This is a genomic window from Rhizobium sp. IBUN (assembly GCF_000510625.1).
GTDB classification, from domain to species: domain Bacteria; phylum Pseudomonadota; class Alphaproteobacteria; order Rhizobiales; family Rhizobiaceae; genus Rhizobium; species Rhizobium altiplani.
The window spans coordinates 93,861-116,558 of sequence record NZ_AZNV01000018.1 but is presented as its reverse complement, the minus strand read 5'-3'; the positions used below and the strand labels follow the sequence as shown (position 1 = coordinate 116,558).

Below are 22,698 nucleotides of genomic sequence, written 5' to 3'. Positions count from 1 at the left end.
GCGGAATGATGACGGACAAACGGCCAGAGGGCAAACTGGCCGGCTCAAACGAGGCCGAACAGCTGGGATTGCGGAGGCATATCGCCGTTCTTATCCCATGCTATAACGAAGAGGTCACGATCGGGGCGGTCGTCCACGATTTTCGCCGGACGCTTTCCGATGCAGCCATCTATGTTTTCGACAACAACTCCTCGGATCGGACAATTCCCTGCGCACTGGAGGCAGGCGCGATCGTCAACACGGTCCGGGAGCAGGGCAAAGGCAACGTCATAAGGCGCATGTTCGCTGATATTGAGGCGGATATCTATGTGCTGGTCGATGGGGACGGAACCTATGACGCGAGCGCAGCACCGACTTTGATTGAAGAACTGGCGGCGCATGGATTAGATATGGTCGTAGCCAGCCGAACATCCAACGAGCGGGAAGCATACCGGCTTGGACACAGGTTTGGAAACCGGCTTCTGACCGCTTGCGTCATGATGATATTCGGGCGGTCTCTAACTGATATGCTTTCTGGTTATCGGGTGTTCTCGCGCCGTTTCGTCAAATCCTTCCCTGCCCATGCCTCTGGCTTCGAAACGGAGACGGAACTGACGGTGCATGCGTATGAACTCAGGATGCCGGTATCAGAGATAAGAACCCTCTACCGGTCGCGCCCGCCAGGTTCCGCCAGCAAACTCAATACTTATCGTGATGGACTTCGGATCCTTCTAACGATCGTCCGTCTTTTCAAAGCCGAAAAACCGCTGATATTCTTTGCATTTGGCTTTATACTCTGCGCCGCCACGTCGATAATACTTTCCGTCCCGTTGTTTAAGACCTATCTGGAAACGGGACTAGTTCCACGTCTCCCAACCGCGGTGCTTGCGGCGTCGCTGATGCTGTTTGGCACTCTGCTTTTGACCTGTGGCATCGTATTGAACACCGTCACGCGGGGCCGCATGGAAATAAAACGTCTTGCCTACCTCGCCGTGCCAGGCCTTTGGCGTCCCCGTGGCTGAGCTGCCCAGACAGATCCTAGGTTTCGCTGTGGCAGGCATTCTCGGCTTTGCCGTCGACCTAGGCGTATTGCTGCTTACGCTACAGTTGGGCTTTGGGTTCTTTGTCGGGCGGGCGATGTCCTTTCTCGCTGCGGTACTGGTAACTTGGTGCATCAACAGGCACTTTACTTTTAGGCATCACCGCAGTCAGGAGGTCCATAAGGAATGGTGGCGTTATTTTGCCACCATGTCATTGGGCGGGCTCTTCAACTACCTGGTCTACTGCTTGGTCGTCTTGACACTGCCAATGCTGTGGTTGCTGCCGGCCTTTGCCGTGGGTGCCGGCTCTCTCGCCGGCATGAGTCTCAATTTCATAGGTGCAAAATTGTGGGTGTTCAAACCTCGTCTTAATGCGGTTGCCGAAACGCGGGTTTTGAAGGTTCGCCAGACTACGCGACTGGGATTGCTAAGCAGACCGCAGGCGCCCGCGGTCGCAGCTGTCATCGTACCGCTACTGTTCGGCTTCTATTCTCTGATCCTCGGCGCGGATGCGAACTGGGACCTTTACAACTACCATCTTTACAATCCATTCGCGTTGATACACGACAAGCTGTTAATTGACTTGGCACCGGCCGGTTTCCAATCATATTTCAACCCGATACTTGACCTGCCGATTTATATCCTCAACCGAGCACTGCCGCCGGCACTATTCGGCTTCCTGCAAGGTATGCTTCATGGCGCGGTCTTTATTCTTGTCATGGGTATTGCCGCTGTGGTCCTTCCCGAAAGGCCCGTTGAGGATCGATATCGCCTGCCGATCCTATTGGCGCTCTCGGGATGCCTCACGGCCGTTTTCCTGTCGGAGATCGGCAACTCCATGGGAGACAACACAACCGCGCTCTTCATTCTAGGCGCCATCTATATCATCGTTTCGCGCTGGTCGGCCCTCGGGTACTATAACGCCAGGGCGATAGGGCTCCTGTCGATCGCTGGTTTGATTGCCGGCCTTAGCATGGGCCTAAAGCTGACCAATGTGGTACCGGCCTTTTCCATCTGTCTGGCCTTATTGTTTTGCTATCACGGCACGCTAAGTCGGCGATTGAGGCTCCCCATCGTTTTCGGCCTAGCGGCGATTGTTGGTTTCGTCATCACTGGCGGCTACTGGATGATACGGATGGGGCAGGAATTCGGCAATCCGGTGTTCCCGCAGTTCAGTGCGGTTTTCCCCCATCCAATGGTCACACCACTTGCGATCGCTGATGGTCGTTGGGGGCCGCAAGGCTTCTTCGAGACTTTTCTTTGGCCTTTCGTTTTTTCGGCAAACCCTCGCAGGGTGGGTGAGCTACCCCTGAGGCACATCATGTGGCCCGTCGTCTATGTGACGTTCTGGATTTGGGCGGTAAAAACACTCTGGACACGATGGCGCAGCCGCACGATACCGACCCTCAGGCCTGAGGCATCGTTCGTGCTGTTCTTCATCGGAGCAGCATATCTCCTGTGGATGAAGCTCTTTAGCATCTCCAGATACATTGTGTCGTTCGAAGTTCTTCTGCCGCTCGCGCTCTTTATTCTACTGACACAGCTGCGTCCGTATGCACAAGCACGCCGCATGACAGCTTGGCTGCTGGTCGCCGCTGCCGCCGTCGTTCTGGTGGGCGGAGCTCGCACGTGGGGCCATGAGGGATGGGCCAATCCTCTCTACCACATGGAAGCCCCATCGCTGCCTGATCCCAAACGAGCGACTGTGCTGCTGGCCAGCCCCGGCACCGAAAAATCACTGGCTTGGTTGGCAACCCTGTTCCCCCCTGAACTCGCTTTTATCGGTTTGGTGAACTTTCCGGCTGCGCCGGCGTATATTCAGAAAGCGCAGGGGATAGCACGCGGGCGCGGTGGCCCGATCTTGGTCATTACTGACGGCGAAGACAACACACGTGCCTCCAATATGGCCTTTTACGACAACTTGGCAGGCCGGGCTCAGTTAACATCGAGCCAGAAGGGCTGCGACTTTCTCCGGACTATGATCACCCGGCTACACCTGCGAGCTGACGTTGTCTCCTCGGAGGCCAGCGACGCAACTTGCCGTATCGACGTGCCGCAATCCAGGAAAATTGACGTCGACGCCTCGGAGCGCGCGCGTCGCGACCGGGCTGCGCAGATTGTTGCACAGGCAGGCTTCACGATGCTTCCCGACAGTTGCAGTGTATTTACCGCCGGCATTGGCAGTGTTTCGCATCGCTACCAGTTGTGCCGGGCGACTTTGCCATGACTTTAGGTCGATCAACCTCTCCTGACCGGAAGACAGGGTGACGGTCTCGAATGCTCTTGAAGCATGAAATTGCCAACGTCCGTTCCAAGCCAGTCTTGCGTAACCGTACCCGTCTCGTTTCAGCGATGATGCCCGTCCAAGCGTATTAAGTCCATCCCTGTGCCGACGGCCTCGCTCCCGTCCGCGTCGTCAAAGCGCGCCTCTGCAGGGCAAACCGTCGGCTCCTCTCAATGACAAAAAGACCGTCTCGAGACGACAACAATTATGCCGAGCGGGGAAGGCTCATGACCGATCTAAGCTATTGGACAAAAAACGAGGAAGCAGCTTGAGCCGCGACGGACTTCCCATAACCGCACGCTTCACATAATTGCGGAAGTCGATCGGATGGCTCGCCAGAAACACCTTTACGCCTGACGGGATCAGACTTCGTCGAGGCGACCAACGTAGACGGCATCCTCGCTGGCGATGACAGCCACTGAGGTCGATGGGGGTTCGGACAGGTTTTCGAAGCCTGCGGAAAGCTGGCTGAAAATATTCTCTGCTCGCAGCGGCCCATCGCCACCGCGAGCAGATGGAATACCTCATGCCTTCGCGGCTCGGGGTGCCTTCCGATTGGCAAGGTAAACCCCAGCGGCGACAATCACCGTGCCAACGATCAGTGGAGGGGTAAGTGGCTCGCCGAACGCGATGAGAGCCTGAACCGCTACCGTAGGAGGGCAGAGATAGATCAGGGACGCAGCGCGCGAGACCTGACCTCGGCGGATCAAAAAGAGAAGCAGCGCAATGCCCCCCACCGATATCCCGAGTACCGACCACGCAAGAGCGGCGTAGGTCTCGAGCCTGCCATCGAAGCGGAACGTCTCGAAGGCGAGCGCGAAGGGAGCGGTCAAGGCCAACGCACCGAGATATTGCAACGTCGCAATTGCGGTCAGGTCACCATCTTGAAGGTGCTTCTTCTGATAAATCGTCCCATAGGTGACGGCGAACATAGCCACCAGATTAACGGCGAGCGGAATGCCGGCATGAAGGAGATCGGACGCATCGGGTTGCATGAGCTTCGGTGAAATGGCGACAGCGATGCCGACGAAGCCGAGTGCCAGGCCCGCCGTCTGTGAGGAGCGCAGACGTTCGCCGATGAGGGCGTTGGCCGCCAGTGCCGTGAGTAGAGGCTGCATGGCTGCAACGATGCCGGAAATGCCGGCCGGCACCCCGCGCGCCACCGCCCACCAGACACCCCCAAGATAGAAGCCGTGCAGGAAAACACCCGAATAGACCGCCCGCCACGCCAAAGCGCCCTTGGGCCATTTCGCCCTGATGGCAAGGGAGATAGCGCAGAAGGCAACCGCCGAGAGCACGTAACGGACCGTGAGGAACGAGAATGGCTCGGAGTGATGAGCCGCGTACTTCGCAATGATCCAACCAGTTGACCAGAGAAATACAAAAATACCGGGAGCGAAACGGTCGAGGGTCATGAAATATCTCTAATGTTCGAGAGCTTAGCAATTGTAAATATTGTGATTTTCGGATTCAGGCCGACGTTTTGACGCTCACTTCAGCGCGCATGATGAGCGTGCCTCTGTGCCTCCAGCAATGAGGCCGCGGCGGTATAGCCGCCGCCCATCCCATCCAGGAAATGCAGATGGGACCCGCGAGCACCGACTGGGACGAGGCAGGTCATCAGCGCATGAGATTGGCGATGCATGCCGAAGTAGACTTCGCCCCGATCGTAGGCCGACGTCAAGAGCGCTTCGACGTCCTTGATCTGCTCCGGCATACAGTCCAGGGTCAGGCGAAGGACATCGTCGTATCTCCTGTAGTCGGAATTCAGAACGACGTCTGTCCACCCCTCGCCGCCCAGGTAATCCGCAACGGAGTTGGTGATCACGACATCCTCGGGAACGGGACGTGATGAGCCATCCTCTACACCGAGTAAGGCAAGCAATCGCCTAGTCAGCAAGGTGAAGGCCTCGGGGCTGATGTTGTCCTGTGGCTCCACGAGAAGGGAGAGGATATCGCCACGCCGACTGGGGATCGGTGCCCACTCGCAGGTCAGCCCTTCGAGATCGGGCGTTGCGTATTCCTGGCACGGCAGGAGCGCGTGATTTCCCGCTTTGATCTCCCGGTCAGCCCAGTTCAGCCCGCCGCCGGCGAACATGGCATATGTTGCCGTCTCCGACGCGGCGTAACGCGCGACTTTCACGTCGCTCCCGGCGGCACGTATTTCCTTGACGGCCACCAGGCCGATCCTGAGGTTAAGCTGCAGTTGATCTCGAGCGTAACCGGCGACACGCCGCAGGACTCCGATCGCAGCTTCTTTTGCATCGGGATCGAAGGCAAAAGCCGCGCCGTCGCCGCGAAACACGAACGGAAAGTCGAAACTGCCGATAGCATTGCCCAGCGCCGCGATCGCCGAAGCGCCCGCGTAATTGACATCCTTGAACCGCCCGCGGGCAATAGCCGAGGTTGAATCGACGACGTCGGTGATGCCAATCAGCCAGTCGTCGGGCAACGGCGCGTAGCTTGTCGTGACCAGCAGTTCGCCGAAATCGCTGCTGGCGTCGAGTTGTCGGAATGCCTTGTTCATTGAAGCCTCCTGCATCAAAGATTTGCTTGCCTGACCTGCCATCGTGGCAGGCCAGGCCAGGGGGCTTCCGTTAGATGAGGGTTGTCACAACATCAACGTTGCCGTGCGTTGCCTTCGAGTACGGGCAAATGTTGTGGGCGTCGTGCAGCAGTTCGGTTGCCACTGCGGGGTCGATTCCAGGAACGCTGACGTTGAGGCGAGCGCTGAGGAAGTACGAGCCCTCCTCCAGGTTCAGATCGATCTCGGCATCGACGGCAACTCCCGCCGGAAGCTTGATCTGCTTCTGCGAGGCAGCATATTCGATAGCACCCATGTAGCAGGCCGACCAGGCAGCGCCGAACAGGTTTTCCGCTGCCGGATGTGGCTGCTTCATCTTGATGTCCAGGTGACCATCGCTGCTGCGTGCGCCGCCATCGCGGCCGTTTGTGTTGTGCGTCCTACCCGTGAACAGAACCTTGTGTGTCATGGCGAAACTCCTCTGTGTTGGTTGAGTGTCTGCACCGTTGTGCTGCCAACAGAAGTACTGCCGCACGACCGAAATCGCACGTTAGGCGTTGTTAGACGTTGATTGCCGCAGCCCTCCAACAAACAAGGATTAACAACGCCTAACGTGAGCTTCACAGCTCCGCGGCGTAGCTTTTCGGGCAGCACAACGGTGCAGACTCTCAACCGCCATTCTCAAGGAGAGAGACCATGACCACCACCAAAACCGAAGTTATCGACCTCGATCGACGCCGCCTTTTGGGTGCCGCCGCAACCGGCATCGCCGCGCTCGGTATCGCAAACGTGTTGCCTGGGCGTTCAATCGCGTCGACCGATCCCGAAGCAATCCGCCCGTTCCGGGTCAACGTTCCGGAAGCCGACCTTGATGATCTCCGTTACCGGCTTGCACATACCCGCTTGCCGGAGAAAGAAACGGTAAGCGATTTCTCGCAAGGCGTACCGCTCAAGACCATCAAGCAGGTACTGCGCCACTGGCAGACAGGCTACGACTGGCGCAAGGTCGAGGCCCGGATCAACAGCTATCCGAACTTCATTACGCAGATCGACGGCCTGGATATCCACTTCATCCACGTTCGTTCAAAGCATGAAAACGCGCTGCCGCTGATCGTGACGCATGGTTGGCCGGGCTCGATCGTCGAGCAACTGAAGATCACTGGCCCACTCACCGACCCGACTGCCCATGGGGGCGATGCCTCTGACGCGTTCCACGTCGTCATCCCGTCCATGCCCGGCTATGGCTTTTCCGGAAAGCCCGACGCCACCGGCTGGGGGCCGGAACGCATTGCCGCCGCATGGACAACCCTGATGCGGCGGCTGGGATACAAGAACTTTGTCGCCCAGGGCGGCGACTGGGGTGCGGTGGTCACCGACATGATCGGCGTGCAAGCGCCGCCCGAACTGCTCGGCATCCATACGAACATGCCAGGAGCAATTCCTGTGGAGATCAACAACGCATCCTTTGCCGGCGCTCCTGCTCCGGAAGGCTTGTCGGACGAGGAGCGGAGGTCCTACGACCAGCTCGTCTTCTTCTACAAGCACGTCTATTACGCCTTCCTGATGGGAACGCGGCCGCAGACGCTGACCGGATTGGCCGACTCGCCGATTGCGCTTGCGACCTACATGCTCGACCACGACGCCCGAAGCCTTGAACTGATCGCCCGCTCCTTCGACGGCCAGAAGGAAGGTCTCAGCCCGGACGACGTGCTCGACAACGTCACGCTCTTCTGGCTCACCAACACAGGCGTATCAGCCGCCCGCCTCTATTGGGAAAACAAGCTCGCTTTCTTTGCGCCCAAGGGCGTCAAGGTGCCAGTCGCGGTGAGTGTCTTCCCGGATGAGCTTTACCAGACGCCGCGCAAGTGGGCCGAAGCCGCCTACCCCAACCTCGTCCACTACAACAAGGTGGCAAAGGGCGGTCACTTCGCCGCCTGGGAACAACCCAAACTGTTCGTCGATGAAGTGCGGGCCGGGTTCCGTGGTCTGCGGAAGTCTGGCTGACCTTTCAGGCGCGCGCATATGCGCGCGCCTCCCTCCTTCACCCGGGGTACGATCATGCAACATGTGCATACTGCCAGGACCGAGACGATTGGCAGCCGAGAGAACGGCTTCGCACGCAGCTCGGACGGGGCTCTCGATATCAGGCTTTCAAACCCTGCCGGCAATCGGCTAGGCACGAACCCGGAGCAGCTTGTCGCAATTGCATGGTCGGCGAGTTTCGCAAGTTCATTGAAACATGTCGCCGACATCAGGCGGATCAAGCTCCACGCGGATGTCAGGATATACGCCAATGTGGAGTTATCCTCCGACGACCAGGGATACGTCGTCGGCGTTCGCCTGGATATCTACCTGCCCGGCCTGGATCGGGAAATTGCATCTGCTTTGGTTGAAGCTGCTCGACTTGAATGCCCATACTGCCGGGCAACACACGGCAACATCCATGCCTTCTACAATCTCGTCTAAGTCCCGAAGTGCGCAAACCGGATGTTGAGCCACCGTGGCTCCGAAAAAGAGGTTGGAGTATAAACAGAACGGTGGAGTTGGTCAGGGGGGATGAAATGACGCGGGCGACAGGCGATGCTGCAGGTGACCTGTCCTTCGGCCCCTTTTGTCTGAATGTGGGTCAGCGCCTCCTTGCGAAGGATGGGATTCCTGTCGAGCTTGGCGCACGCGCCCTGGACCTTTTGATCGCGCTCGTATCCGCTCCGAACACTCTTCTGAGCAAGCATGATCTCATGTCGCAGATTTGGCCGGACGTTGTCGTTGAAGAAGGTAACCTGCGCTTTCACATGACCGGGCTGCGTAAAGCCCTTGGCGATGGGCGGGACGGTGCACGCTACATCACCACGATCCCCGGCCGCGGCTACTGCTTCGTTGCCCCGATCTCAGGCTCGTCCGCTGCGCTGGTCCCCGGTGATGACGCGGTGAAATTCAGGCATGCCAATCTTCCCAACCGCCTGGAACGTATGGTCGGACGCGAGAGTGATATCCTTGACCTTTCCGAGAGGTTGTCGAGATTTCCTGTCGTTTCCATCGTGGGAGGTGGAGGCGTCGGCAAGACGACCGTCGCAATAGCATTGGCCAATCAACTGGCGGGAACGTTTGATGGCGCTGCGGTGCTTGCTGATTTCGGGACGCTAAGCGATCCATCGCTCGTTTCACCCGCGCTTGCGTCCATGCTCGGAATACCCGTCGGTTCCGATGACGTGCGCCCCAGTTTGCTCGCCTACCTCAGAGATAAGCGTATCCTTCTTGTGTTCGATACCTGTGAGCATCTGGTCGATACCGTAGCAGACCTGGCGTCAAGCATAGTCGATGCCGCGCCACACGTCCGCATCCTGGTCACGAGCCGCGAAGCCCTCAGGATTGAAGGCGAAAGTATCTACAAGCTCGACACGCTCTCCTGCGCTCCGGTCGATCCGGAAATGACTGCCGAGAAAATTCTCTCCTATCCGGCTTCCCAGATGTTCGCCGAGCGCATCGCCGCGAGCGGAGTGCCGTTGTCCCTCACCGACGACGATGCTCGCATCATTGCGTCGATTTGCAGAAAACTCGATGGCATGGCGCTTGCGCTGGAACTGGCCGCGAGGCGGGTCGAGGCCTATGGCCTCTCCCAGACGGCTGCCCTGCTCGATCAGCATCTTGCCCTGGCATGGGTGGGATCGCGCAACGCGCCGCCACGTCAGAAGACCCTGCAGGCGACGCTCGACTGGAGTTTCGGGCTGCTGTCCGACCTCGATCGCACTGTTCTTCGGAGACTGGCCATCTTCGTTGGCGATTTCACGCTTGATGCCGCCTGGGAGGTGATCGCAACACCGTCACTTGACCGACCTGCACTCTTTGGTGCCATCGACAGTCTTGTTGCGAAGTCGCTGCTGAGCGCGAACTCGTTCGGCGCGATGATGCGCTATCGGTTGCTCGATACAACGCGCGCCTACGCACTCAATAGCCAGATCGAAGATGAGCTTGCCGATCTGGCTGCGAGCCACGCCTCGTACTACCGACGTTGGCTGGAGCAGTTTGGCCCGGATTGGCCAACGCTCTCGAGCGGACCCGAACGGCTGCCTTATTTCCTTGGCATCAATAACGTCCGGGCGGCCCTGGAATGGGCGTTTGGCGACAGCGGCAATGTCGATGTCGGTATCGGCTTGGCTGCCGCGGCTGTTCCGGTATTTCAGGCGATGTCGCTCTTTCCGGAATGCCAGCGCTGGTCCGAACGCGCGCTTTCTGCCATGGGCGACCATTACCGGGAAAGCCGTGAGGAGATGCATCTTCAGGCTGGCCTTGGAATCTCCCGGATGTATCTCCACGGCGGCCGTGACGCGCTCCCCGCGCTCACGAGGGGTCTGGAGATTGCCGAAGGTCGAGGGAATGCGGTCGATCAGCTCAAGATCCTCGGCCCATTGAACATGTTTCATCTGCGAACGGGAGATTTCAAATCGGCACTCCAGTGTGCCTATCGCTGTTCTTCCGTCGCTGAGGCGACCGAAGAACCGTCCGCGATTTCGCTTGGGCACTTCTTTCTGGGCAATTCATTGCACTTCGGCGGCGAACTTGGCCGTGCCAGGCTCGAACTGGAGGCTGCGTTAGCGAGCGATCCGCTTCCCAGCCGCGCGCCGGGAAGCTATGTCGGTTTCCAGGGACGCGGGCTCGCCGGCGGAATCCTTGCCAGGAATCTCTGGCTTCAAGGCTTCCCTGACCAGGCGGCCGTCCGGGCGCGGCAAGCGATCAAGGAAGCGGCGGAGGCGGATCATTCGTTGACACTTTGCATCGCGCTGCTCGGTGGCATCGCCGTTTTCCTCTGGCGCGGCGACCTGGAGAGTGCACAAGAGCACATTGATTGGCTGATTTCGCGTGCCGGGCTGCACTCCCTGTCGCCATACGTGTCAGTAGCGAGAGGCTTCGAGGCGGAAATCGCTATCCGCCGGGGAGATCCCAGCGCAGGCATCGACAGCCTCCGCCGATGCATTGAGCGGCTGCATGCCTCCACCTATGAGGTCTTCACCACCATGCTTGAAATCTCGCTGATAAAAGGGTTGTTGGCGCTCGGCAAAATCGACGAAGGGTTGGAGCGGGTCGAGAAAGCCATCCAATCGGTCGAAACCAAAGGGGACTTCTGCTACGGCCCGGAACTTCTGCGAATAAAGGGGAACCTTTTGGGATCGATTTCCGCGTCGGATGAGGCACGCCATTGCATTGCAGGCGCCATCGCCGCCAGTCGAAAGATGTGCGCACGCAGTTGGGAACTGCGCGCCTCGTGCGATCTCGCTGCACTCGAAGCGGACCTCGGAAAGAAAAAGGAAGCCACAATGATCCTTCGGCTAGTCCTTGATGAGTTCGACGAGGGCCACGACACCGACGATCTGCGGGCAGCCAGAGACATGTCTATGCACGACGGTGATGTGCCGATCGTTATCGAGGCATCGCACGAGCGGCCAACACGTCGCCCATAAATCCGCGCTGAGCGGCGGGAGGGTTCGCACGCGATACGTCCTCGCCAACTGCTCGACGAAGCCATACTGACCCAGCGGGGAAGATTGCCCTCTGTGGGTATAGGGTGGCACGGCATCCTCGTCGAGGAGGCTTGAGACGACCGCGCCGCAAGCTTGGTGAGCACTTGAGACACCCCTTTAGACGTGCGTCAGCGGACCGATCAATTGCGCCAACCGACCGCAACGCCGCGTTCGCGTTTCGACCAGGCGAGGCAGACAGCAAGCGGAAAGGCGATTTCGCGGAAGCACGCGTCCCGTGCCCCAGGCGTGTGAAATGCGGAGCTAACCCTTAGCCACTGGCAACAGCACAAGGAAGCTTCCGTTTCAGCATCAGGGCGATCAGCGCGTCGGCTGATGCCCAGGCGCCGGGCCGATCCGCGCGGGGAGCTTATCCCCGCCCGAACTCGTCGGAGACACGGACGATATCGTCCTCGCCGAGATAGGAGCCGGTCTGAACTTCGATCATCTCCAGCACAATCCGGCCGGGATTATAGAGCCGGTGCAACTCGCCCTGCGGAATATAGACCGACTCGTTTTCACGCAAGAATGTCACCTGGTCGCCGACCGTTACTTCAGCCGTGCCTTTGACGCATACCCAGTGTTCAGAACGGTGGAAATGCCTCTGTAGCGACAACTTTTTGCCCGGCGACACGAACAGGCGCTTCACCTGGAAACGATCGCCGTTGAAAAGCGATGTATAACCGCCCCAAGGGCGATAGCAGGTCGGGTGGGTTTCCGTCAGGCTTGATGTTTCCTTGGCCTTGGCAAGGAGTTTCACCAGCTTGCCGACTTCCTGGGCTTCGTCGAGGCGACCAACGTAGACGGCATCCTCGCTGGCGATGACAGCCACATTTTTCAGTCCTTGAACCGCGAGATGCGAGGCACGCGACAGGACCAGCGAATTTTCGGTGTTCATGACGGTGGCATTGCCGATAACGACATTGCCGTTCTCGTCCTTTTCGACGAGCTTTCGGATGGCATCCCAGCTACCGAGGTCTGACCATGCAAAAGCTGAAGTGACCACGGCGGCATTGGCGGTCTTTTCCATCACCGCATAATCGATAGAAATATCGGGGCTTGTCTGAAAACTGGCCCCATCGAGACGGACAAAATCAAGATCGATTGTAGCCTTGGCGACGGCAGCTTCCGCAGCCTCGTACACCGCAGGCGCATATATTCTGAGCTCATTCAGGAGCAGGTCGGCCCGGCACATGAAAATGCCGGAATTCCAGAAAAAGCCGCCAGCGGTCAGCATCTCTTCTGCGGCAGCAAGTTGCGGCTTCTCGACAAAGCGCTTTACCTTGTGCGCGCCGGACGAAAGCGGCTCGCCCTGTTCGATATAGCCGTAACCGGTTGCAGGCTCGGTCGGCTTGATGCCGAATGTGACGATCTTGCCTGATGCGGCGGTCTGGCGCGCAGTCGCGATCGCCTCGCTCCAATCCCTGCCTGCATCGATCACGTGGTCGGAGGCCAGAAGCTGGAGGATCGCCTCCTCACCGAACTTCTTCTTCAAGTGGAAAGCAGCGGCGGCGATGGCGGCGGCCGTATTGCGAGCCACCGGCTCGAGGATGATGGCGGACAGATCAACATCGACTTCGCGGGCTTGCTCGGCCACCGTGAATCGAAAATCCTGATTGGTGATGACGACAGGCGCCTCGTAGACGGCGGCGTCGGAAACGCGCTCGAGGGTTTGCTGGAACAACGTCTTTTCATCGACGAGCTGGATGAACTGCTTCGGCGCGTTCGATCGTGACAATGGCCACAGGCGGGTGCCCTTGCCGCCGGCCATGATGACTGGAATGATCTTCTTGGTCATAAGAAATCTCCGGGTACGGACGGACCGTGTTTATGAAGTTCAACCTTCAATAGGCAATCGGGTCAATGTGTTTGTCCAGTCGCGGACGAGGGAAAGGCCTTTCTCAAGCAACGACGAAGCAGCTGCCTCATCCTCGGCTTCAACATAGCAACGCATTTCCGGCGCATTCCCGGAAGGGCGAAAGTGGATGATAGTGCGATCGGCCAGCGTAACGCGCAGGCCATCGATATCGCTGACCGAGCCAACGGCGCCAAGCGGCTTAACAAAGGCCGCAAGGTTTGCAGGCGAAGCACGCAGATGCGCCATTATCGCAGCGCTCCTCTCGACTGCAAAATTCTCGAGCCGGTCGGCGGCCGCCACCGGCAGGTGGAAATCTGCGACGCTCGCGGAAAGCGGCTTGTCCTGTTGCTTGGCGAGAAACAACGTCGCCAGGACCGGCAAAAAGCTGTCGCGCGTCGGAAGAGCGGTCAGCGCTCCATTTGCCACGGCAAAATCCGACTGCGTCAGCACGCCACCATTGGCCTCGAAACCCATCACCGACGTTTCGCCCGCGGCGGTCGCCTTGTTCATGCCTTCGATGACAAAGGGGGACCCGACTTTGGTGCGGGTGACGCGGTAGCTGCCGGCCGCCTCTATCCCGGAATTGGAGGTCACCGGGGTGACAATGACCTTTGCTTCAAGGAAGCGCGCAACGATGAGCCCGAGGAGGTCACCGCGCAGCGGTGTACCCGCCTCGTCGGTGACGAGCGGCCGGTCGCCGTCGCCATCGGCGGAAACGATGGCGTCGAGACCATGCTCCCCAGCCCAGCCGCGGAGCAATTCGATCGTCTGCCCCGACACGGCCTCTGTATCGACCGGGATGAAATGATCGGATCGTCCGAGCGCCACGACTTGCGCACCATAACCGGCGATCACGTCAATCAGGCCATCGCGGGCAACGGTGCTGTGCTGGTATACGCCGATTTTCAGGCCGGAAAGGGCGCCGGCTGGCAGCAGCGCGCGGTTGCGCGACAGGAAAAGCTCACTGGCCTGGCGTTCTTCGTTCTGAGCGGTGCCAGGGGTCAGGTCAACGATCGTGTCGCCGATATCGGCCGCGATACGGGTGATTGCGAGCTCATCCGCCTTGTCGATCTCGCCATCCGGTCGATAGAACTTGATGCCGTTGCGATCCGCCGGGATATGCGAGCCGGTGACCATCAGCGAGGCGCAGCCCTTCGACATGGCATAAAGCGCCAGCGCCGGCGTCGGGATCGCGCCGCAATCGATCGGCTGCAGGCCGGCTCGTGCCAGTGCTCCGATGCAGGTGGCAGCAATATCGGGGCTTGAGGGACGATAGTCTCCAGCTACAAAAATGCGGTCTCCCGCCTTTGCCAATCGGGCATCCAGTAGGTGTCTTGCAAAAGCGGTTGCGTAAAGACCCGATGCATGGCCCTGAAGGTCGGTTACGAGGCCACGAAGACCGCTGGTGCCGAATTTCATGAAACTTCCTAACATTCACCGACTTGCTGTCTGCGTCGGTCGTCATCCGCGAGTGCCGATAGATTAGCGAAAGATATCGAGCGTTTCAAACCGGTGATAGGCTTAGGCCCGCCAGAACCTCAGGCTGAGGCGGGACACACGCCACGCCATTAGGATGATGCCCGAAATAGGGCGTTGGCGGGGACGGGGGAAAAATGTGTACTCAACGATGCCGTGCTAGTGCGACCGTCAGAACCAGGAAACACGGCCGCCACCCTATCTGAACCCAAGAAAGTATCGGGTGGGCGCCTAGCTAGTATAAGAGGAGTGGGTACGATGGATGGCTCGCGCCAAGATAAATCGCTTGCAACGCGTACAGGCAGAGGAAGAGCCGTCAAAAGAGCACTCATTACAGGTATAACCGGACAAGATGGTTCCTACCTTGCCGAACTTTTGCTTAGCAAAGGATATGAGGTTCACGGAATCAAACGGCGTACGTCTCTCTTCAATACAGATCGGATCGACCACCTGTACGTGGATCCCCATGTCGAGGATCGCAAATTCATACTGCATCACGGTGATCTGACGGATGCCACCAGCCTGATCCGCATCGTTCAACAAGTGCAGCCGGATGAGATTTACAACCTGGCAGCACAATCCCATGTTGCCGTTTCGTTCGAGGAACCGGAGTATACTGCGAACTCGGATGCGCTCGGCGCTCTGAGAATTCTTGAGGCCATCCGTATTCTTGGAATGGAAAAAACGACGCGCTTTTATCAGGCAAGCACGTCCGAACTGTATGGACTTGTCCAGGAAACGCCCCAAAGGGAAACGACGCCATTTTATCCGCGCAGCCCCTACGCTGTTGCGAAACTCTATGCTTACTGGATCACCGTCAATTATCGTGAATCCTACGGAATGTATGCTTGCAACGGCATTCTCTTCAATCATGAGAGCCCAGTGCGAGGTGAAACCTTTGTCACCCGCAAGATTACACGTGCCTTGGCGCGCATTAAGCTCGGCCTTCAGGACTGCCTGTATCTAGGTAACATGGATTCCAAACGCGATTGGGGGCACGCGAAAGACTATGTTGAAATGCAGTGGCTAATGCTGCAGCAGGAACAACCAGAAGATTTCGTTATTGCCACCGGCATCCAATACAGCGTGCGCGAGTTTGTAGAAGCTGCCGCTCGGGAAATCGGCATGACCATCCGCTGGTCTGGAACGGGTGTCGACGAGAAGGGGTTCGATGCAAGAGGCAATTGCGTTGTCGCGGTTGATCCACGTTACTTCCGTCCAGCGGAAGTGGAGACCCTTCTGGGGGATGCGTCCAAAGCGAAGCAGAAATTGGGATGGGCAGCCAAGATAACGTTTGAAGAGCTCGTATCGGAAATGATGCGTGAGGATCTCAAGGCCGCCGAGCGTGACGAGGTGGTTCGAAAGCATGGATTCCATACCTTCCAGCATCACGAATAGCTTCATGGATAAGAGCGCCAAAATTTATGTGGCCGGTCATCGTGGCATGGTGGGATCGGCCATTGTGCGCCGACTTAAATCTGCAGGCTATTCGAATATACTGACGCGCACTCATGCCGATCTCGATTTGACGCAACAGTCAAAGGTCACCGAGTTCCTGACCACGGAGCGACCGGACTATGTTTTCCTGGCCGCCGCAAAGGTAGGCGGTATTCATGCCAACAATGTCTACCGTGCGGAATTCCTCTACCAGAACCTGATGATAGAGGCGAATGTGATCCATGCCGCTTGGCAAGCTGGGGTCGCGCGCATGCTCTTCCTTGGTTCTAGCTGTATCTATCCGCGGGACTGCCCTCAGCCGATAAAAGAGGAATACCTGCTGACCGGCGCGCTTGAACAGACCAACGAGCCGTATGCTATTGCCAAGATCGCCGGCGTAAAGCTTTGCGAAAGCTACAACCGGCAATTCGGAACCCAATATATGTCTGTGATGCCGACGAACCTTTATGGCATCGATGACAATTATGACCTGAACAACAGTCACGTGCTTCCCGCGTTGATTCGTAAGGCGCACGAGGCGAAACTCCGTGGTGATCGCAGCTACGAGGTATGGGGTTCCGGGCGCCCAATGCGTGAATTTTTGTATGTCGATGACATGGCAGACGCCTGCGTCTTCTTGATGGAGCAGGAAGGGATCCAACCAAGCCTATTTAACGTTGGAACTGGCGAAGATATCACCATTCGGGAATTGGCCGAGACTGTGATGGATATCGTCGAGTTCAAGGGCGCGATCGTATTCGATTCTTCCAAACCAGATGGTACACCTCGAAAGCTGTTGAATGTTGATCGGCTGCGCAACCTGGGGTGGAGCGCGCGAACAACACTGCGCGATGGGCTGCGCGCGACCTATGCTGACTTCCTCAAAAGAGCGGCTCGAGACTTCATTTGATCGAGCTGCCGGTTACAATTTCCAGCCATCAATGATCAGGCGCTATCGTCGAATTTAGAGCAAGGTGTTCGCGTAGAAGTCGTGAATGTCTTTGTCATCGAGGCGGCTCCTCGGCTCTCCGCACATCGTCGCCTCAAAGATACGTGGCCACGCCGCCATCTTCCCTGCGAACGACACTCCGACCAGCTCTGCTTTAAGTATTACTTTCAGCGGAACGGAGACAACTTAAATAAAAGCCGTTCAATAGCTTATCGATAATCCTATCGGGGTATGCCCCGCGATGCATCATACCGCAGATTACTGTCGTTCTCTCTCGCCGCAAACATGACAGGATAGTTACCTGAACGTGTGCCGCAGTTTAAGTGAGGGCGTCTGTCATGCTGAGGATCAACATCAAGGACCGCGACTATTTGAGCGGATACGGCGGCTCGTTGAATGTTTATAGCGCAGCAGCCACCGGCAGCGCTCTTTTCGTGACCGCAACAGTGGGTTCTTCAGCCAGCGATAGTGCAATTGCCGATTTGAGTGCGGTCGGATCTGTGACCTCGCTCACGGGGACGACCACTGCGTCTCCTTTGACCAATGATCCAGCCGCGGCGCAAACGTCACCGGCTTCAGGCGCCACCTCCACAGGCGACCAGACCGGCGGCGCGAGCTTGGCGCTCACCACCGCCACGACGACAAGCTCTTCGACGTCCGACCCGCAGACGACGACAAAACCACGCACCGTGCTGCCACCAGATCCTTCCACTTCAATCACCACGACCTCGCTGGAGCCGGCTCTGTCAGCTGCTCCCGAGGTTGTGCTGCCGGTCGCGGACGCGAGCGATACGTCGAGTGTTCCGGTTCTGAGGTTCTCGGTCGCAAGTGTGGGAACGGCTGAGGATACGTCATCTGCGTCAGCAGCGGCGACTTCGGATGCACCGGCAACCCTCGCCGCAACAGCTTCGACGACGACGGTTGTGGCCGTCACAGCGCCAGTAGCCGCGGCTCCTACCTTGAACATCATCGCCCTCGAAAACCTGAAACAGGGCAACCCCAGAAGCGAATGGGGTCTCGACGGCGACGGCGGCGGGACCATCCAGGGCTTCGCAACCGAAATCAGTACCAATATCGGCCAGACCGTCGACTTCAAGATAGCGACTGACTCGACCCACTACCGCATCGATATCTATCGCCTCGGCTATTACGGCGGAGATGGTGCGCGCAAGGTCGCGTCGATCGACAAGTCACTGACGACAGCACAAATCCAGCCGCATCCGATCGTCGACATGTCTCTTGGCCTGATCGACTGCGGGAACTGGTCGGTTTCGGCGAGCTGGGAGATCCCGGCGGATGCCGTTTCCGGTGTCTATATTGCCAAGCTCGTACGCGAAGACGGCGTCGAGGATGCAAGCATCATTCCGTTTGTCGTGCGTGACGACGCCTCAACGAGCGACATCGTCTTCCAGACATCCGATACGACCTGGCAGGCCTACAATGCCTGGGGTGGGGCGAGCCTCTACTACGGAGAGGTACCAGTCGATCCGGCAAACATGATCGGCTACCTGCCTCCGAACTGCAGTTGCGGTCTCACTGCAATTGGGCGTGCATCGGCAATCAGCTACAACCGACCGATCATCACCACTACCAGCCCGGCTGGCGGAGCCTGGGACTACATTTTCGGTGCCGAGCATTCAGCAATCCAGTGGCTGGAGCAGAACGGCTACGACGTATCCTACATCTCGGGTGTCGACGCCAGCAGGAATGGCAACCTGCTGCTTAACCACCAGGCCTATCTCTCGGTCGGTCATGATGAGTATTGGTCTGCTGAACAGCGCACCAACGTCGAGGCTGCGCGCGATAGCGGCGTCAACCTTGCCTTCTGGAGTGGCAACGAGTGCTACTGGAAGGTCCGTTGGGAGAGCAGCATCGACGGCAACGGCCAGGCATACCGGACGATGGTGTGCTATAAGGAAACCTGGGGAACCAGCACGGATCCAAGCAATACCGGCACAGGGACATGGCGCGATCCCCGCTACGCCGACCCCGGACAGGAGCCAGAAAATTCGCTCACCGGAACCATGTTCACGGTCGACAGCTATCGCGCAGATACCATTACGATACCTTACGATTATTCGAACCTTCGCTTCTGGCGAAACACTGATGTTGCCAATCTGCAGCCCGGAGAAACATACAATCTCGTACAGAATCTGCTCGGCTACGAATGGGATTCCGATGTCGAAAATGGGTTCCGACCGGATGGCCTGATCAATCTGTCGCTTTCCTCGGTCGCGGTTAACACCTACCTCCGGGACTACGGCACAACCATCGGCGATGCCGTCGCAACCCATAGCCTGACGATGTACAGAGCCGAAAGTGGAGCTCTGGTGTTCGGCGCAGGCACGGTCTTCTGGTCGTGGGGACTGAACGACCAGCACGAAGGCACTGAAACCCCGACTGATCCCAATGTCCAGCAGGCGATGGTCAACATGTTCGCGGACATGGGGATCCAGCCGACGACACTGGATGCAAGCCTGATCCTCGCCACGCAATCCACTGATATCATCAAACCAACATCGACGATTACGTCGCCAATCGTCGGTGCCAGTTTCGTCGAAGGACAGCATGTCACCGTCACCGGCACTGCCCAGGACTTTGGCGGGGGCATCATCGCCGGCATCGAGGTTTCGACCGATGGCGGACAGCATTGGTTCAAGGCAACCGGCCGCGAGAACTGGAGCTACAACTGGGTCGTCCAGGCCAGCGGCACATATACGATCATGTCACGTGCCGTGGACGACAGTGTCAACCTGGAAACACCGTCGGCTGGCAAGCAGGTCAGCATCATCCTGCCCGACACCAATAGCCTCTGGACGCTGGCTTCCAAGCCTGCGCTCGAGACTGCGATTGACCGCGACGGTGTCGAACTCGGAGTCCGCTTTCAGTCCACGACGGGCGGCTCCATCGAGGGAATTCGTTTCTACAAGGGCTTTTATAACGTTGGAGAGCACACGGTCAGCCTATGGGATGCGAATGGCACGCTGCTTGCAACCGGTGTATCGACAGGCGAATCTCTCTCGGGCTGGCAAACCGTCATGTTTTCCTCGCCGATCCATATCTCTGCGGGAACAACCTATATCGCCTCCTACCATAGCAACGGTTTCTATTCCGTCACCGAGAACTATTTCGGTTCGACATACGCCAATGGTGCGCTGAAGGCAGTCGATGGTGGCGGTGTCTATGCCTACGGCTCGACCAGCACTTTTCCCGGCAACAATCCCGGGGGGACAAATTACTGGGTCGATGTCGTCTTCGACGCTGGGCCGAACAGCGTGCCCGTTGCCACCGACGACAGCGGTTTTTCGATCTCACGCAATGGCACACTGACGATTTCCATTGCTTCCCTCGTCGCCAACGATGTCGATCCGAACGGTGACGCGCTTACCATCTCGGCCGTTGGCAATGCCTTGAACGGAACGGTTTCCCTGAACAGCCAGAACGGCACGGTCATCTTCACTCCCAATGCGAACTACGCCGGACCGGCAAGCTTCAGTTACACACTGTCCGACGGCCGCGGGGGCACTGATCAGGGCGATGTCAGCCTGACCGTCGAGGACGGACCAGTCGGCCAATCGCTGTTCGAGGCCAGCGACGGCCCGGGCAATACCAGCTTCACCGATAATACTCCAATCGAGCTGGGCATGAAGTTTACCGCCTCGACGAGCGGCACCCTCACCGGCATTCGCTTCTATAAGGCGGCAGGCGATACTGGCGCCCATACCGGTTCAATATGGGCTTCGAACGGGACGCTGATCGCCACGGTCACGTTTACAGGTGAGTCCGCGAGCGGTTGGCAGACAGCCAAATTCTCCTCACCAATCCAGATTACTGCTGGAACGACCTACATCGCTTCCTATCATACGACGGGTAGCTATGTCGCGACCGCCAACTATTTCTCGACTGCTCATACCAGTGGTGCGCTGACCGGCTTGTCGAGCGCAGCCAGCGGCGGCAACGGCGTCTTTTCATATGGGGCGAACACGACGTTCCCAACCTCCAGCTACCAGGCAGCGAACTACTGGGTGGACGTCGTCTTCAACCAATCGACGGTCAACAACGCGCCGGTTGCCGCCAATGACAACGGGTTTACCACCTTTTCGAACACAGCCCTGTCAATCGCAGCAGCAAGCCTGCTTGCCAATGATACCGATCCTGACGGCGATGGCCTGACGATCACAGGGGCAAATGGTGCAACGAATGGCACGGTGACGTTTGACAGCCAAACGAACTCCGTCATCTTCACACCAACAACAGGTTATGTAGGTGCGGCAAGCTTCAGCTACTCCATTTCCGACGGTCGCGGCGGAACATCAACTGCCTCAGTCTCTCTCAATGTCGGAGCCCAACCCACTGGTGCCGGTCTGTTCGCCACATCGGACACGCCAAGTGTTCCCGCCGGGAATGATTCCTCCTCAGTGGAATTGGGCGTCAAGTTTGTAGCGTCTGCGCGCGGCGAAATCACGGGCTTGCGGTACTACAAGAGCGCTCAGGACGTTGGCACCCATGTCGGCTCGCTATGGAGCAGCACCGGCCAACTTCTCGCAACGGCGACGTTCACCAACGAAACGGCGAGCGGTTGGCAAACGGTGACCTTCTCGCAGCCGGTCACCATTTCTGCGGGCGTGACTTATGTCGCAAGCTATCATTCCAACGGCTTCTATGTAGCAACGCCAGACTACTTCACGACGGACCATAGCAACGGTGTTCTGACAGCGCCCTCCAGTTCGACGAGCGGCGGAAATGGTGTCTATGCCTACGGTACCGGAAGCCTGTTTCCATCAGCCTCCTACAGTTCGGCCAATTACTGGGTCGACGTCCTTTATCAACAGTCGTCGCAAAATGGTGTGCCGGTTGCGGCGAACGACAGTGGAATTTCGACGGGTGTCGGAGCCCCGGTCGTCATCCAGGCATCCACCCTGCTTGCCAACGACAACGACCCCGATGGCGATCAGATTTCGGTTGCGAGCGTCGGCAACGCGATCAATGGTACGGTGGCTTTTGACAGCCAATCCGGAGCGATCACATTCACGCCTCTGGCCGGCTATACCGGTGCTGCGAGCTTTGACTACACGATCAAGGATACTCAAGGCGCTTTGTCGACCGCCAATGTCTCGCTCAACGTGATCAACGAAGGCAGCGAGCAGAATGTCTTTGCCGCCGGCACAACGCCTGCCATCGCGTCGGTTAATGACAACAGCCCAGTCAATCTCGGCATGAAGTTCCAGTCGGACGCAGCTGGCTGGATCACCGGTATTCGTTTCTACAAGGGTGAGGAAAATACCGGACCCCATACGGGCTATCTCTGGACGGCAAGCGGCACGTTGCTGGCGAGCGCGACCTTCACCAACGAGAGCGCAAGCGGTTGGCAGTCTGTCAATCTTTCGCAGCAGGTCGCAATCGATGCAGGCACGACATACGTCGTCTCCTACAGCACGAACGGCAATTATTCGGCAACGGGCGACTACTTCAGCGACACCACGACCAACGGCAACCTGCAGGCCATGTCGTCGGCGCTGAGCGGTGGCAACGGCCTCTATGCATATGGCTCCAGCGGGTTGTTCCCGACGAGCACATACAACAGCACCAACTACTACGTGGACGTAGCATTCAGGCAGCAGCTCGCAGCGTAACAGCG

Annotated in this window: 14 protein-coding genes; 8 read left to right on the top strand and 6 right to left on the bottom strand. The window is 58.1% G+C overall.

The window, feature by feature from the left end:
• Nucleotides 1-5: 5 nt before the first annotated feature.
• On the top strand, nt 6-1,001 hold the full coding sequence (locus RHIBUN_RS0117740; protein ID WP_084659717.1) for a glycosyltransferase: 996 nt from the start codon (nt 6-8) through the stop codon (nt 999-1,001).
• On the top strand, nt 994-3,246 hold the full coding sequence (locus RHIBUN_RS33560; RefSeq protein WP_245271682.1) for a GtrA family protein: 2,253 nt from the start codon (nt 994-996) through the stop codon (nt 3,244-3,246). The genes RHIBUN_RS0117740 and RHIBUN_RS33560 overlap by 8 nt, the downstream gene beginning before the upstream one ends.
• 581 nt (nt 3,247-3,827) lie before the next feature.
• Here the strand turns inward: RHIBUN_RS33560 and RHIBUN_RS0117730 are convergent.
• From RHIBUN_RS0117730 to RHIBUN_RS0117720, 3 genes are all read right to left on the bottom strand, one after another.
• Entirely contained in the window at nt 3,828-4,718 is an 891-nt protein-coding gene (locus tag RHIBUN_RS0117730; RefSeq protein ID WP_025660561.1) for a DMT family transporter, read from the bottom strand.
• Between the two features lie 80 nt (nt 4,719-4,798).
• Nucleotides 4,799-5,830, bottom strand: coding sequence for a DUF3095 family protein (locus tag RHIBUN_RS0117725; protein ID WP_025660560.1), 1,032 nt, complete (start codon nt 5,828-5,830; stop codon nt 4,799-4,801).
• 70 nt (nt 5,831-5,900) lie between these two features.
• Nucleotides 5,901-6,296: an Ohr family peroxiredoxin gene (locus RHIBUN_RS0117720; RefSeq protein WP_025660559.1), complete on the bottom strand. Its 396-nt coding sequence runs from the start codon at nt 6,294-6,296 to the stop codon at nt 5,901-5,903.
• A 227-nt stretch (nt 6,297-6,523) separates the two neighbouring features.
• Between RHIBUN_RS0117720 and RHIBUN_RS0117715 the strand changes: the two genes are divergently transcribed.
• The 3 genes from RHIBUN_RS0117715 to RHIBUN_RS0117705 all read left to right on the top strand — a co-directional run bounded on the left by RHIBUN_RS0117715 (nt 6,524) and on the right by RHIBUN_RS0117705 (nt 11,283).
• A complete protein-coding gene (locus RHIBUN_RS0117715) occupies nt 6,524-7,831 on the top strand; it encodes an epoxide hydrolase family protein (RefSeq protein WP_025660558.1) in 1,308 nt (435 codons plus the stop codon).
• Nucleotides 7,832-7,885: 54 nt separating this feature from the next.
• Nucleotides 7,886-8,293 (top strand): Ohr family peroxiredoxin, encoded by a 408-nt coding sequence (locus RHIBUN_RS0117710; protein ID WP_025660557.1) that lies wholly within the window; start codon nt 7,886-7,888, stop codon nt 8,291-8,293.
• A gap of 95 nt (nt 8,294-8,388) precedes the next feature.
• Nucleotides 8,389-11,283, top strand: coding sequence for a winged helix-turn-helix domain-containing protein (locus RHIBUN_RS0117705; protein ID WP_025660556.1), 2,895 nt, complete (start codon nt 8,389-8,391; stop codon nt 11,281-11,283).
• Nucleotides 11,284-11,710: 427 nt separating this feature from the next.
• Here RHIBUN_RS0117705 and RHIBUN_RS0117700 read toward each other — a convergent pair whose 3' ends face one another.
• Both RHIBUN_RS0117700 and RHIBUN_RS0117695 read right to left on the bottom strand, forming a co-directional pair.
• A complete protein-coding gene (locus tag RHIBUN_RS0117700) occupies nt 11,711-13,138 on the bottom strand; it encodes a mannose-1-phosphate guanylyltransferase/mannose-6-phosphate isomerase (RefSeq protein ID WP_025660555.1) in 1,428 nt (475 codons plus the stop codon).
• 39 nt (nt 13,139-13,177) lie between these two features.
• Nucleotides 13,178-14,617: a phosphomannomutase gene (locus tag RHIBUN_RS0117695; protein WP_025660554.1), complete on the bottom strand. Its 1,440-nt coding sequence runs from the start codon at nt 14,615-14,617 to the stop codon at nt 13,178-13,180.
• A gap of 315 nt (nt 14,618-14,932) precedes the next feature.
• Between RHIBUN_RS0117695 and gmd the strand changes: the two genes are divergently transcribed.
• Both gmd and RHIBUN_RS0117685 read left to right on the top strand, forming a co-directional pair.
• The gene (gene gmd / locus RHIBUN_RS0117690; RefSeq protein ID WP_025660553.1) at nt 14,933-16,072 is read left to right on the top strand and encodes a GDP-mannose 4,6-dehydratase; all 1,140 of its coding nucleotides are present in this window, start codon (nt 14,933-14,935) and stop codon (nt 16,070-16,072) included.
• Nucleotides 16,073-16,076: 4 nt separating this feature from the next.
• Nucleotides 16,077-17,021 (top strand): GDP-L-fucose synthase, encoded by a 945-nt coding sequence (locus RHIBUN_RS0117685; protein ID WP_025660552.1) that lies wholly within the window; start codon nt 16,077-16,079, stop codon nt 17,019-17,021.
• A 439-nt stretch (nt 17,022-17,460) separates the two neighbouring features.
• Here the strand turns inward: RHIBUN_RS0117685 and RHIBUN_RS37365 are convergent, their stop codons facing one another.
• A complete protein-coding gene (locus tag RHIBUN_RS37365; RefSeq protein ID WP_245271681.1) occupies nt 17,461-18,027 on the bottom strand; it encodes a hypothetical protein in 567 nt (188 codons plus the stop codon).
• Between RHIBUN_RS37365 and RHIBUN_RS0117670 the strand changes: the two genes are divergently transcribed.
• Nucleotides 18,020-22,693, top strand: a complete 4,674-nt coding sequence (locus RHIBUN_RS0117670) for a DUF4082 domain-containing protein (RefSeq protein WP_348625985.1) — start codon at nt 18,020-18,022, stop codon at nt 22,691-22,693. The two genes, RHIBUN_RS37365 and RHIBUN_RS0117670, sit on opposite strands and share 8 nt — an antisense overlap.
• Nucleotides 22,694-22,698 lie beyond the last annotated feature (5 nt).

Excerpts from the sequence above, each read along its gene's own strand:
- RHIBUN_RS0117725 (WP_025660560.1), bottom strand. The coding sequence starts at position 5,830 with ATGAACAAGGCATTCCGACAACTCGACGCCAGCAGCGATTTCGGCGAA.
- RHIBUN_RS0117685 (WP_025660552.1), top strand. The coding sequence starts at position 16,077 with ATGGATAAGAGCGCCAAAATTTATGTGGCCGGTCATCGTGGCATGGTG.
- gmd (WP_025660553.1), top strand. The coding sequence starts at position 14,933 with ATGGATGGCTCGCGCCAAGATAAATCGCTTGCAACGCGTACAGGCAGA.
- RHIBUN_RS0117730 (WP_025660561.1), bottom strand. The coding sequence starts at position 4,718 with ATGACCCTCGACCGTTTCGCTCCCGGTATTTTTGTATTTCTCTGGTCA.
- RHIBUN_RS0117710 (WP_025660557.1), top strand. The coding sequence starts at position 7,886 with ATGCAACATGTGCATACTGCCAGGACCGAGACGATTGGCAGCCGAGAG.
- RHIBUN_RS37365 (WP_245271681.1), bottom strand. The coding sequence starts at position 18,027 with ATGTTCAAGGTAGGAGCCGCGGCTACTGGCGCTGTGACGGCCACAACC.
- RHIBUN_RS0117705 (WP_025660556.1), top strand. The coding sequence starts at position 8,389 with ATGACGCGGGCGACAGGCGATGCTGCAGGTGACCTGTCCTTCGGCCCC.
- RHIBUN_RS0117715 (WP_025660558.1), top strand. The coding sequence starts at position 6,524 with ATGACCACCACCAAAACCGAAGTTATCGACCTCGATCGACGCCGCCTT.
- RHIBUN_RS0117695 (WP_025660554.1), bottom strand. The coding sequence starts at position 14,617 with ATGAAATTCGGCACCAGCGGTCTTCGTGGCCTCGTAACCGACCTTCAG.
- RHIBUN_RS0117700 (WP_025660555.1), bottom strand. The coding sequence starts at position 13,138 with ATGACCAAGAAGATCATTCCAGTCATCATGGCCGGCGGCAAGGGCACC.
- RHIBUN_RS0117740 (WP_084659717.1), top strand. The coding sequence starts at position 6 with ATGATGACGGACAAACGGCCAGAGGGCAAACTGGCCGGCTCAAACGAG.
- RHIBUN_RS0117720 (WP_025660559.1), bottom strand. The coding sequence starts at position 6,296 with ATGACACACAAGGTTCTGTTCACGGGTAGGACGCACAACACAAACGGC.